This window comes from Youngiibacter fragilis 232.1, assembly GCF_000495435.3.
Lineage (GTDB): Bacteria > Bacillota > Clostridia > Clostridiales > Clostridiaceae > Youngiibacter > Youngiibacter fragilis.
Map to the genome: position 1 here is coordinate 111,948 of NZ_AXUN02000198.1, position 11,916 is coordinate 123,863.

An 11,916-nucleotide genomic window follows, 5' to 3' on the forward strand; every position below is an offset into this window, starting at 1 on the left:
GAAAAATGAGAATAGAGATAGGAAGCAATGAAGCAGGGCAGAGGCTGGACAAGTTTCTTAGGAAATACCTGAAGGACGTGCCGCTTTCTGCGATATACAAGGCCATGAGGAAAGGCGACATAAGGGTCAACGGAGCAAGGGGCAAGGAAAAGGACATGCTGAACCTTGGGGATGTACTGGAGATAAAGTACCTTGAGTCGAAAGCGCCTGAAACCAAAAAGGAATTCATACAGGTGGACGCGGAGTTCAAGGTCACCTACGAGGATGAAAATCTCCTTGTAGTTGAAAAGTGGCCCGGGATACTGGTGCACAAGGACATGGGGAGCAATGAGCCTACCCTTACTGACCACGTCCTTTCATATTTGAAGGAAAAGGGCGAGTACAGCCCTGAGGAGGAGAAGACATTCTCGCCTTCTCCTGTAAACAGGCTGGACAGGAACACTTCAGGCCTTGTAATGTACGGAAAGAACTTCGAGGCCCTGAAGGAGCTTAGCTCCATGATGAGGGAGAGGGACATAGAGAAGAAGTATGTCGCCCTGGTCAAGGGAAGGATAAAGGACGGAGAGTACAGGGCATTCATAGAGAAGCGCGAGGATGTCAACACCAGCCTCGTATCCCTGACAGACGGACCTTCCCGCAAGGAGATCGCAATGAAGGTGGTCACTGAGAAGTCCAGCGGACTGTTCTCCTTCGTAGAGCTTGAGCTTCTGACAGGAAGGAGCCATCAGCTGAGGGCTCACCTGGCTTTCCTAGGCAATCCGATAGTCGGCGACACGAAGTACGGTGACAAGAATACCAACAGCTACTTCAACAACAAGTATGCGCTTTCATACCAGTACCTGTATGCCTATAAGCTGACGTTCAGGAACGCCACCGGAAAGCTTCAGTATCTGGAAAACAAGGTGATCGTTGAAAAGCTTCCGCCGATATTCAAGAAGATAAGGAACGACGTTTTCAAATTCGATCTCTGATGGAGGTTCTCACATGAAGCAGCAGTCAACGGGCAAAGGCTTCGCATACCTTTCGGCAGCGGAGATGCTCGTAAAGATAATGTCCGTGGTCTATGTGCCTCTCCTTGTCAGGATACTCGGGGATGTGGGACACGGCATCTATGTGGTGTCATATGACGCCTTCACGTTCATATACGTACTTACGAACGAGGGTATACAGAGAGGCATAGCGAAGCTCATATCCGAGCTTACTGCAAAGGGGAACCACAGGGATGCCTTAAGGGCTTTCCGCCTGGCAAGGTCGGTGCTGATACTCCTTTCACTCTTCGCGTCGATACTGCTTTACGCCATGGCGCCGCTCATAGCCACCGCATCGAAGAGCCCGCAGGCTACGATAGCCATAAGGGCATTGTCCCCTACGGTGCTCATAACCGGAGTCCTATCGGCATACAGGGGCTATTTCCTTGGAAGAAGCTATATCGCGAGCAATGCCGTGTCAAAGATAATCGAGCAGCTTGTCAATGTGACCGTGTCACTCGCAGCGGCATGGGCGCTGATGAAGGTATCAGTCGAGTACGGTGTCGCGGGAGGCACGCTTGGAACAAGCGCAGGTGCATTGGTAGCAATCATCCTTCTGGTAAGGGAGTACTACAAGGGAAGGCTCCACAAGGTTAAGAGGTCCATGCAGGACCCCGAAGCCTACAGGCATACGAACAGGGAGCTTCTCATGAAGCTTTTCAACTATGGCTTCCCGATAACCATGTCAGCGGGGATCCAGAACCTTGGCGGCTTCATAGACATGTTCATAGTGAACAACGCACTTTATACCGCAGGCCTTGACTTCACGGCAGCAAAGACCGCGTTCAGCCAGCTGTCGAGGTTCAAGACACTGATATACACCCCGAACACCATCATCGTCGCGCTGACCGCTGTGCTTCTGCCCGGAATATCCAGGGCGCGGGCGCTTGATGACGACGAGGATGTGGAGAGGAAAATAAGGTTTGCTGTAAAGACTGTATTCATGATCGCAATGCCCTCAGCATTCGGGCTGATGGTCCTTGCGGACCCGGTATATGCACTCCTCTACCCGGGAAGGGCCGGAGCGGTGCTCCTGAAGTACGGAGCTTTCGTTGTTGTTTTTCTGGGATTTGTCATGGTCCAGAACGTCATATTCCAGAGCTTCGGGAAATTCTACTGGGGAATCGCGACGCTTTCCCTGGGAATTGTCGTCAAGCTCGTTTCCAACTCATATTTCGTAGGGATGCCAGAGGTGAACATCATGGGAGCTGTGCTCTCCATGTACCTCAACTACATCATACCCTTCATCATGAATAACATACTTATAGCCAAGGGGCTCGGGATAAGGATGAACCTCATCAGGGAGTCAGTAAGGCCGCTGGCAGCGTCTGCTGCCATGGGAGGTGTCCTGTATCTGACAAACCTTCTGCTGTCAGGCGTCAAAGCAGGCTATGTGCTGTCAAGCATGCTTACATTCGCAAACATAGGTGCAGGCATGGCTGTGTACTTTACAGTCCTTCTCCTCATAGGGGGACTGAAGAAGGATGAGATAAGAGAGATAAGCCCGAGGCTCCTCAGGATGATTCCTGAAGGCATAAGGTCAAGAATGAAATGATAGGAGGTGCGGAAAATGAAGAGGAAGCCATTATTTCCTGAAACAGCAGTGGCTATCCTGTTCATATGCTGCGCCTTTTATTTTTTCATGACTGAAGGCACTTCCGATAAGTCGTTGCAGTCTGCGATATCAGCCGCATTCATACTCCTCTTCCTGTTCCTCTATTCTGGGAGAGGGAGGGCGAAGCTTACAACAAGGCTGATCTTCACGGGATGGTTTGTCATGGCGACCTTCATCGGCGTAATCCTCAGCGTTTATGTCCTTCTTCCATGGTACGACAGCCTCGTACACCTGATTACAGGAGCCTGCCTTGTGTATCTTGCGAAGGATGCGATAAGGCAGGAAGGGAATGCACAATGGGGCAGAGCCCTCTATGCCTTCTTTTTCTCTGTGAGCCTCAGCACATTCTGGGAGATCTACGAGTTTGGAGTGGACTTCCTTGGAGCGGACTCACAGCACGGGAGCCTTTCAGACACCATGTGGGACCTGATATTCGGCGCAGTAGGGGCTGCAGCTTCTGCAATCGCCCTTTATCATATGTCAAAGGGAAAAATGAAACCGTAGATTCTGGTAATGTGAATAAAAGGGGGACCTTATGCGGATATCGCATAGGGTCCCCCTTTCAATATGCTTATTAGATCATAAGCAGCGGGACATTTTCTTCCGAAAATGAATCTCAAAGGGTTGAAGTCCATGTCTTAAGCCTCTGGGTGATTCCTGCTATATCAGGTTCTCCGGATTGAGCTTCAGAAGGTCCTCGTGTACGAAGAGTCCGTCCTTCCTTATGAGCACATCATCGAACCATATCTCGCCTCCGCCGTATTCAGGCCTCTGAATGAGGACAAGGTCCCAGTGGACTGCAGACCTGTTAGTATTGTCGGCGTCCTCGTAGCTGTTGCCTGGGGTGAAGTGGATCGAGCCTGAGATCTTCTCGTCAAAGAGCGTATCCTTCATCGGTGTCAGTATGTAAGGGTTCACCCCTATCGCGAACTCCCCGACATACCTGGCACCCTCATCGGTGTCGAATACCTTGTTTATCCTTTCTGTGTCGTTGGCCGCAGCTGATACTATTTTGCCGTCCCTGAACTCAAGCCTTATGTTCTCATAGGTGAAGCCCTGGTAGAGTGACGGTGCGTTGTAGGATATCACCCCGTTGACGGAATCCTTCACCGGGGCCGTATAGACCTCACCATCAGGTATGTTCATTTCCCCTGCGCACTTTATGACTGGAATGCCCTTTATGCTGAAGGAAATGTCAGTGCCCTCAGCAACGAGCCTGACCCTGTCGGTCTTCTCCATAAGTGACACAAGACTGTCCATGGCCTCTGACATCTTTGAGTAGTCAAGGTTGCAGACATCGAAATAGAAGTCTTCGAAGGCCTCTGTGGATTTTCCTGCCGCCTGGGCCATTGACGGGGAAGGGTACCTGAGGACTGTCCATTTGGTCCTGTTGACCCTAATGTCGAAATGGACAGGGTGCATGAAGTGCTTAGAGTAAAGGTCCATCTTTTCAGACGGGACATCAGAGGTCTCGCTGATGTTCATCCCCGACCTGACCCCTATGTAGGCGTCCATGTCCTCCATCCTCGCAGCCTCATACTTTGCCATCATGTCAAGCTGTTCCTTTGTTGCTCCCATAAGAAGCGACCTCTGGACCCTGGCGTCCTTTATGGTCACGAACGGAAGTGCCTTTACCCTGTACGCTTCCTCCACGATTGCAGATACCAATTCATGCTCGAGTCCGGTGCACTCTATGAGGACCTTCTCGCCCTCTTTCAGCCTTGTTGAATAGTTTATGAGATTCCATGCCAGTTTTGATATTCTTGGGTCTTTCATTTTTAACTTTTACCTCCAGAGATGATATTAATATCATTGTACCACCAAGTGCCGGATGTGTTGAAACGGGGTGTCCGCAAAGCCGATATTTGCCAATGTGGCACAATGGCGAACATTGCCTTATCGATAATAGAATATATATTTTGAAAAATTGATGATTTTAAAATTGTAAACGGTATTATTATAGATTGTTCAATAAATGAGCGGCAATACAGTGAATTGACGCAAGATTTGCAAAAAAAGACATGTTAAGGAGTATAATGTAATCATTAACATCAAGGAGCTGATCCCAGATGGAGGGTGCGATAGACAAGAAGCCCAAGGGCGCCGTCGAATACACATACGGAATGGTCCTTACCGGAGTCATGGTAGCGGCCAATCCACTTAAAAAAATGGCTTTCAAGACACCGTGCATGGTGCACAGGTTCATTAACATACAGGCTGTCCAGATACTTGAGAACGAGGGTCACCACGATGCTGCAGGTTTCTACAAGGAGTTCATAAAGCCCCTTAACGAAGGGGCCACATGGGCAGACCAGGACTTCAAGTCGATAAACCATTTCTACCACAACAAGATGCAGAAGGGTCTGTATGGTTTTTCAGATGCTCTCAGCGAGGCCAAGAAATACAGGGAGAAGAGCCTTTTCTACCTGAGCAGGAACAATACCCACAAGTCAGTATTCTATCTCGGAGCGATATGCCACCTTTCCCAGGACATGACGGTACCTCAGCATGTCAACAACAAGCTGCTGGACAGCCACAAGTCCTATGAGACCTGGATAAAGAACAGGATATTCGAGGAGATAGATTATTCCGTATCTGACGGAGTCAATCGCTTCAGTGAATTCGATGATTATATCAGGGAAAATGCCAAGTCAGCCAACAGGACCGTTGAGGAGTTCAGAAGGGAAGAGGACCGGGACAGGCTTTATTACGAGCTGTCCACAAGACTTCTGGCCGAGGCCCAGAGAACTACGGCAGGACTGCTTCTGGACTTCTATGAGCTGTATTATGCGGAATAGGCCGAAGGTAGTCCTGGTATCGATTGACTCCAGGTTCATACATACTAACATAGCCCTGAGATACATTAAGGCATTCACGAAGGACCTTGAATATGACTGCCTCATGATGGAATATACAATACAGAGTCCCCTGATGGATATGCTGGACGACATACTGGACTGCGAGCCTGACATGGTGGGATTCTCAACCTATATCTGGAATGTGGAGCAGGTGAGCCGCATCTCCAGACTCATAAGGCTTGCAAGACCTTCCATCCGTCTGCTTTTCGGAGGGCCTGAGGTGAGCTGGAACGCTGAAGAAAGCCTTATGGGACTGAAGGGTGACTATATCATTGCAGGCGAGGGTGAGGAGACCTATCGCGAGCTCATTGAAAAATGCCTGGACAATATGGAAACATCAGGTTCATTCAGCCTTGGGGACAATGATGAGGTAAGAGGGCTTGCAACTATCAGGAACGGGATCCCCATGGTCTATCCCCCAAGGGATAAGATGGACCTGGCAAGGCTTCCATTCCCATACTCCATGGATGAAGACCTTTCAGACAGGATTGCCTGCATAGAGGCTTCAAGGGGGTGCCCCTACAGCTGCTCCTACTGCCTTTCATCAGCGGAGAAGGACCTGAGGTTCAGGTCTGTGGCTTCTGTTATGGATGATGTGGAAAGTCTCCTGAAACTTGGTGCTAAGCTTGTGAAGTTCATGGACAGGACATTCAATGCACATCCCGATGCCGCTGAGGTATTCAGGAGGATAATCTCCCTTGATACATCCGCTGTATTCCATTTCGAGATGTCGCCATCGATGGTAAATGACGCTCAGATGGAGGTGCTGAAAGAAGCACCGCCCGGGAGGATCCAGTTCGAGACAGGTGTTCAGAGCACTGACGAGAATGTCCTGCATCTTATAAGGAGACATTCCAAGGGCTTCAGGGAAGGCCTTCTAAGCCTTCTGACACTTGGGAACATACACCACCATCTTGACCTTATCGCCGGTCTGCCGATGGATACCATGGAATCATTCAGACGGAGCTTCAATGAAGTATATTCGCTGGGACCGGATGTCCTGCAGCTGGGATTCCTGAAGATCATCAGAGGGACGCCGATGGAAAGTGAAGTGAAGAGATGGGGAATGGTGCACAGTCCCTTCCCTCCATATCAGGTGATAAGTACAGCTACAATGGGAAGGGCTGATGTGGGGCGTCTCAAGGCTGCAGAGAAGGCGTTGGACAAGTATCATAATTCTGGAAAGTTCGTTAATTCTTTGACATATGCAGCAAGCTTCCATGAAGATCCTCTGGTATTCTTTGAAGGTCTTGGAAATGCCCTTGACAGTGAGGGGTACAGGGTACGCTCACCCTCATCAGATGACTACTACAGGATATTTCTCATGTACTCAGCAAGGGTGCTGGAGATGAAGGCCGGCTTCGAACCAGGTCTCATGAGGGACCTTGTGAAGTATGACTTTCTCCTCTGGAACAGGAGACAGGGTATTCCTTTTTTCCTGGAAAGGATCGATAAGGATACGAACGATATAAGGAGAAAACTAAAAAGGGAAGAAGGGGTGGTAGGCCACGTAGAATGGTTTGAGAATGATGTTGTTTCGCACATATCAGGTAACGAAAGAAACCCGGGTCCGGTAGCTGTATTGTTCGATAAAAGCAGAACGCATGGTAAAATTATCACATTGTGACAACGATAACAATTGAAAATCAGACGAACTTGGTATAAGATAATGTCTATGCGGTAATTTAAATCATATTAAGTGGTACTTATTCTTTTTTAAAAGGTGGTGAGAAAGTGGCGAAAGAAGCGATCGAAGCTGTAAAGGCAGCGGAAGAAAGGGCAAAGGACATACTGCAGGAAGCCGGGCAGAAGGCCAGGGATTCAAAACGAGAAGCTGAAATTTCGGCTGAGAGGTCATATAGAGAAATCCTCCAGAAAGCTGAAAAGGAAGCTGAAGACATGAAAGCCTCCGCTGTCAGAGAGGGGGAGGAAATTGCAAAGCCGATTATTGAAAAAGGCCTGCAGGATGCAAAGGATATCGCATCGCTAAGTGATGACAAGCTTAAGGATGCGGTGAACATCATTATCGAGAGGATCGTGAAGACAAATGGCGATAGTTAAAATGAGCTCCTTCAGCTTGTTTGCCTTCGATTCCGAAAGGGATAACCTCCTCCATGAACTGCAGAAGTTCGGATATGTTCACTTTTCTGACCTGGCCAATGATGAGACTCTCAAGGAAGAGGGACTGCGTGATGTGGTCGTTCCCGAGGGAATAACCGAGGTTGACCAGGACATCGCGAACATAAAGTATGCACTCGAGATCCTTTCGAAGAATGATCCAAGGGAAACCGGGTTCAAGGCGATGATAAAGGGAAAGGCGAACTTCACACTTGAAGGACTTGAAGAGACAGCAGGCGCATATGACTACAAGCCTGTTTTCGAAAGCCTGAAGGACAGGATGGGAAAGGTCGAGAGCCTTAACCAGGAAGAGATGAGACTGATTGCGGCATCTGATGAACTGAAGCCATGGGTGACCTTAGGGTATCCTGTAGCCTCAATGAAAGGCTTCAGCCAGAGTGAAGTCTTTACAGGAACAGTGCCGAAGAAATTGAAGGATAAGCTGATGAATGAACTTCTGCCCTTCGACTACACCTACTATGAGGTCATAAGCGAGGGCAAGGACGATTCCTATCTTCTGGCGATTTCATCAAAGGATGAGAAGGATGCAGTCAACGAGGTGCTGAGGAACAACAGCTTCTCAAGCATTAGGATATCCGGCGAAGCTGAGCCCGACAGGGAGATGCACAAGATAGCCGAGAGGCTCGCAGAACTCAAGTCGGAAAGGGAAGCCGTAAAGAACGGGATAAAGGAAATGGCAGTCCATCTGCCTGACCTGGAGATCTATTACGAGTACCTCATGAACAAGAAGGTAAGGCTGCATGCTTCAGAGAATTTCCTTAGGACAGACAGCGTGAATGTCATAAGAGGCTATATCCCGACGGAAATGGCCGGTGATTTCAGGAAGGCTGTGGAGGCGTCCCAGAAGAACGCCTACTACCTGGATGTAAAGGAAGCTACCGATGAGGCTGACATACCGATACTTCTAAAGAACAACAAGGTCAACCAGACCTTCGAGTCGCTTACAGCGATGTATGCGCTGCCGCAGTACAATGAAATAGACCCTACACCTCTGCTTGCGCCGTTCTACCTGTTCTTCTTCGGAATGATGGTGGCGGACGTGGGGTATGGTGCACTGATGCTCATTGGAACCGCTGTTATCCTCAAGATAGCGAACCTCGCGGAAAATACCGAGAAGTTCATAAGGTTCTTCTTCTATCTGAGCATACCCACCATCTTCTGGGGTGCCATCTATGGTTCCTTCTTCGGAGGGATAATAAAGATACCTGGACTGATCGACCCTGCAAAGGACTATATGATGATACTTATAATGTCCATCATATTTGGGCTTGTCCATGTCTTCTTCGCGCTTGGGGTAAAGGCTTTCCTTTACGTCAAGGGAGGAGACCCGGTAGGGGCACTGTTTGACGCAGGTTTCTGGTACATGGCCCTTATCGGTGCCATAGGCTTCCTTATTCCGATGTTCCTTGACCTTCCACCGGCAGTCAAGACCGTTTCAATGGTACTTATGATAGTCGGAATGGGTGGAATCGTAGTAACCGGAGGAAGGGAGAACCAGTCCATGGTCGGCAAGGCTGCCGGCGGACTCTACAGCCTTTATGGCATATCAAGCTACGTGGGGGACTTCGTGTCTTATTCAAGGCTCATGGCTCTGGGACTTTCAGGAGGCTTCATAGCATCAGCGATAAACATGATGATAGGGATGCTTTCAGGAATGGGGATAATCGGTATACTCTTCGGAGTCGTCCTGTTCGTCGGAGGACAGGCGTTCAACATATTCCTGAGCCTTCTCGGGGCTTATGTCCATACATCGAGGCTGACCTATGTTGAGTTCTTCGGAAAGTTCTACACAGGCGGCGGAAAGCCATTCAATTTATTCAAAAATGCTTCAAAATACATCAATTTAAAGTAGTTAGGAGGAAATGTAAATGACTTTTTCACAGTTCTTGTTTGATAATGGTGGCGTTGTTTTTGCGGTACTCGGTATAGCCTTCGCGGTTATATTCTCAGGCTTCGGTTCAGCTAAGGGTGTCGGTCTTGTCGGTGAGGCAGCTACAGGCCTTATAGTGGAAGAACCACAGAAGTTCGGTAAGTCACTTGTTCTTCAGCTCCTTCCTGGTACGCAAGGCCTCTATGGATTCGTTATAGGACTTATGGCTCTTGGAAAGCTTGACGCAGGTCTTTCTATCCAGGAGGGAATGTACATATTCATAGCCTGCCTTCCGATAGCATTTGTTGGCTGGGTATCGGCAATAGCACAGGGCAGAACTGCAGCGGCAGGTCTTGCGATACTTGCAAAGAACGAAGAGCATTCAACAAAGGGTATAATATACGCCGTAATGGTTGAGACATACGCACTTCTTTCATTCGTCATATCCCTAATACTTCTCAATGCGGTGACTTTCTAGGCTCAGCCTGAAGGTTACATGAGAAAATATGGAAGGATGTGAGGGAATGTCAAATCTGGACAATCTGACTGAGAAGATCCTCGCGGACGCCAGGGAAAAAGCCCAGGCCATCCTCGATGAGACAGTCAAGGTCAAGGAAGATCTTGTTGATTCGAAGATCAAGGAAGCGAACGACAGGAAGAACAGGATCATAGAAAAGGCAGCCTTCGAAGCCAACCTCTTGAAAGAAAGGGTGATCTCCAACGGAGAGCTCAAAGTAAGGAATGAAAGCCTGAAGGCTAAGCAGGGAGTAATCGACAGGGTATTTGACCTTGCGAAGAAAAGCCTGATTGAGCTGGGGGAAGAAGACTATGTCAAGTATCTGAAGGATACGCTGGCAGGTCTCTCACTCAAGGGTACTGAGACCATCATAGTGACCGGCCCCATGAAGGAGAAGGTTAAGGCTCTTGACCTGGGCTTCAGTGTCTCTGACGAAGAGACATCAGCCTCCGGATTCCTTGTCAAGGACAAGGGAGTGCTGCTTAACTACACTTTCGGTGACATGGTCGATTTTCTCAGGGACGAGCTCGAAGCAGATGTAGCCTCCGCTCTTTTCAAGGAATAGGAGGTACTTATGAACAGAATGGATTTCGCCCAGGCTGTTACCAGGACCAGGGTCCTGGAGACCAGACTCCTGTCCAGGGCAAGGATCGAGAGGATGGTCGACGCAAGGGATATTGACGAGGCACTGAAGATACTGGCTGAAACTGAATACCAGTCTTCAATGGCCGGTGTCGCAAGGGGCGAGGATTACGAGAGGATTCTCTCGCAGGAGCTCAAAAGGGTATACAAGCTCGTTGGTGAGATGACAACCGAAAGTTCTGTGGTAGAGATACTTTCACTTAAGTATGACTACCACAACCTCAAGGTGCTCGTCAAGGAGACAGCCATGAAGGCTGATTTCAAGGAAATGTACGTGAATCTTGGAGGCAGGGACATCCAGAAGGTGAAGGCTGCATATGCTGCCGGGGACCTCAGGGATGTTGAGCCGAGGTTGAGGGATGCGCTCATTGAGGCATCCAGGGACATGGAAGCTACAGGAGACCCTCAGAGGACAGACATCATACTGGACAGGCACTATTTCTCGCATGTCTCTGCAGTTGCAGATGAATCAGGAATTCCGCTTTTCACAGATTATGTCAGGACTATCATTGACTTTACCAACGTAAAGACTCTGGTCAGGGTGAAGAGGCTTGAAAAGGACATCAAGTTCCTTGAGGAAGCCATAATCGAGGGTGGAAGCATACCTAAGGGTGACATTCTTCTTTCCCTGTCAGATTCACTGGAGACCATGATGTCGAAGTTCAAGGGCTACAAGATAAGCGATGAGCTTAGGAAGGGACTGGAGTCATATCAGAGGACCATGAGGCTTTCGGAATTCGAGAGGATTCTCGACAATTATCTCATGAAGCTGAACCTGCAGTCCAAATCCATAGTCTTCGGACCGGAGCCGGTATTCTCCTACCTCGCCGCCAAAGAGGCCGAGATGAAGGCACTGAGGATCATAATGGTGTCGAAGCTTAACAAGATCTCACCTGAATCAATCAGGGAAAGGCTGCGTGAGCTTTATGTATAAGATAGGAGTTGTGGGCGACAAGGATTCCATACTTGCCTTCAAGGCACTTGGAGTCGATGTCTATCCCGTTTTGGACAAGGACGAGGCAAGAAAGGCAGTTGATACCCTGGCCGCAAGGAAATACGGTATCATCTTCATCACTGAGCAGATGGCTGAGCTGATCCCAGAGACCGTTGAAAGATACAACAAGGAGATAGTTCCTGCGGTTATACTCATACCGAGCAACCAGGGATCCCTTTCCATAGGCCTCAGAAGGATCAACGAGAACGTTGAAAAAGCCGTTGGTTCAAATATTTTGTAGAAGGGGAGCTTA

Annotated in this window: 12 protein-coding genes; 11 read left to right on the forward strand and 1 reads right to left on the reverse strand. The window is 48.9% G+C overall.

The genetic code is table 11. The features are described 5' to 3' along the window. Positions 1–5 precede the first annotated feature (5 nt). The 3 genes from T472_RS14425 to T472_RS14435 are packed head-to-tail and all read left to right on the forward strand — an operon-like array spanning position 6 to position 3,147. Entirely contained in the window at positions 6–971 is a 966-nt protein-coding gene (locus T472_RS14425; protein ID WP_023389044.1) for an RluA family pseudouridine synthase, read from the forward strand. Positions 972–984: 13 nt separating this feature from the next. Then, positions 985–2,583, forward strand: coding sequence for a putative polysaccharide biosynthesis protein (locus T472_RS14430; protein ID WP_023389045.1), 1,599 nt, complete (start codon positions 985–987; stop codon positions 2,581–2,583). Positions 2,584–2,598: 15 nt separating this feature from the next. Further along, a complete protein-coding gene (locus T472_RS14435) occupies positions 2,599–3,147 on the forward strand; it encodes a DUF2238 domain-containing protein (RefSeq protein WP_023389046.1) in 549 nt (182 codons plus the stop codon). A 156-nt stretch (positions 3,148–3,303) separates the two neighbouring features. Here the strand turns inward: T472_RS14435 and T472_RS14440 are convergent, their stop codons facing one another. After that, positions 3,304–4,419: an aminopeptidase gene (locus T472_RS14440; protein WP_023389047.1), complete on the reverse strand. Its 1,116-nt coding sequence runs from the start codon at positions 4,417–4,419 to the stop codon at positions 3,304–3,306. A gap of 293 nt (positions 4,420–4,712) precedes the next feature. On the opposite strand from T472_RS14440, the gene T472_RS14445 reads away from it, so the two are divergent. The 8 genes from T472_RS14445 to T472_RS14480 all read left to right on the forward strand — a co-directional run bounded on the left by T472_RS14445 (position 4,713) and on the right by T472_RS14480 (position 11,904). After that, complete coding sequence (locus T472_RS14445) at positions 4,713–5,441, forward strand: zinc dependent phospholipase C family protein (protein WP_023389048.1); 729 nt, start codon at positions 4,713–4,715, stop codon at positions 5,439–5,441. Beyond that, on the forward strand, positions 5,431–7,128 hold the full coding sequence (locus T472_RS14450; RefSeq protein WP_023389049.1) for a B12-binding domain-containing radical SAM protein: 1,698 nt from the start codon (positions 5,431–5,433) through the stop codon (positions 7,126–7,128). The genes T472_RS14445 and T472_RS14450 overlap by 11 nt, the downstream gene beginning before the upstream one ends. 107 nt (positions 7,129–7,235) lie before the next feature. Next, entirely contained in the window at positions 7,236–7,562 is a 327-nt protein-coding gene (locus T472_RS14455) for an ATPase (RefSeq protein ID WP_023389050.1), read from the forward strand. Continuing rightward, complete coding sequence (locus T472_RS14460; protein WP_023389051.1) at positions 7,549–9,492, forward strand: V-type ATP synthase subunit I; 1,944 nt, start codon at positions 7,549–7,551, stop codon at positions 9,490–9,492. Before T472_RS14455 ends, T472_RS14460 begins: the two co-directional genes overlap by 14 nt. A gap of 16 nt (positions 9,493–9,508) precedes the next feature. Beyond that, complete coding sequence (locus tag T472_RS14465) at positions 9,509–9,988, forward strand: V-type ATP synthase subunit K (RefSeq protein WP_023389052.1); 480 nt, start codon at positions 9,509–9,511, stop codon at positions 9,986–9,988. A gap of 46 nt (positions 9,989–10,034) precedes the next feature. Then, the gene (locus T472_RS14470) at positions 10,035–10,592 is read left to right on the forward strand and encodes a V-type ATP synthase subunit E (RefSeq protein ID WP_023389053.1); all 558 of its coding nucleotides are present in this window, start codon (positions 10,035–10,037) and stop codon (positions 10,590–10,592) included. 9 nt (positions 10,593–10,601) lie between these two features. After that, complete coding sequence (locus T472_RS14475) at positions 10,602–11,603, forward strand: V-type ATP synthase subunit C (protein WP_023389054.1); 1,002 nt, start codon at positions 10,602–10,604, stop codon at positions 11,601–11,603. Next, positions 11,596–11,904 (forward strand): V-type ATP synthase subunit F, encoded by a 309-nt coding sequence (locus T472_RS14480; RefSeq protein ID WP_023389055.1) that lies wholly within the window; start codon positions 11,596–11,598, stop codon positions 11,902–11,904. The genes T472_RS14475 and T472_RS14480 overlap by 8 nt, the downstream gene beginning before the upstream one ends. The last annotated feature ends 12 nt before the right edge of the window (positions 11,905–11,916 follow it).

What these genes read in the sequence shown, in the direction of transcription:
- T472_RS14425 (WP_023389044.1), top strand. Translation starts at nt 6, where the DNA reads ATGAGAATAGAGATAGGAAGCAATGAAGCAGGGCAGAGGCTGGACAAG.
- T472_RS14430 (WP_023389045.1), top strand. Translation starts at nt 985, where the DNA reads ATGAAGCAGCAGTCAACGGGCAAAGGCTTCGCATACCTTTCGGCAGCG.
- T472_RS14435 (WP_023389046.1), top strand. Translation starts at nt 2,599, where the DNA reads ATGAAGAGGAAGCCATTATTTCCTGAAACAGCAGTGGCTATCCTGTTC.
- T472_RS14440 (WP_023389047.1), bottom strand. Translation starts at nt 4,419, where the DNA reads ATGAAAGACCCAAGAATATCAAAACTGGCATGGAATCTCATAAACTAT.
- T472_RS14445 (WP_023389048.1), top strand. Translation starts at nt 4,713, where the DNA reads ATGGAGGGTGCGATAGACAAGAAGCCCAAGGGCGCCGTCGAATACACA.
- T472_RS14450 (WP_023389049.1), top strand. Translation starts at nt 5,431, where the DNA reads ATGCGGAATAGGCCGAAGGTAGTCCTGGTATCGATTGACTCCAGGTTC.
- T472_RS14460 (WP_023389051.1), top strand. Translation starts at nt 7,549, where the DNA reads ATGGCGATAGTTAAAATGAGCTCCTTCAGCTTGTTTGCCTTCGATTCC.
- T472_RS14465 (WP_023389052.1), top strand. Translation starts at nt 9,509, where the DNA reads ATGACTTTTTCACAGTTCTTGTTTGATAATGGTGGCGTTGTTTTTGCG.
- T472_RS14470 (WP_023389053.1), top strand. Translation starts at nt 10,035, where the DNA reads ATGTCAAATCTGGACAATCTGACTGAGAAGATCCTCGCGGACGCCAGG.
- T472_RS14475 (WP_023389054.1), top strand. Translation starts at nt 10,602, where the DNA reads ATGAACAGAATGGATTTCGCCCAGGCTGTTACCAGGACCAGGGTCCTG.
- T472_RS14480 (WP_023389055.1), top strand. Translation starts at nt 11,596, where the DNA reads ATGTATAAGATAGGAGTTGTGGGCGACAAGGATTCCATACTTGCCTTC.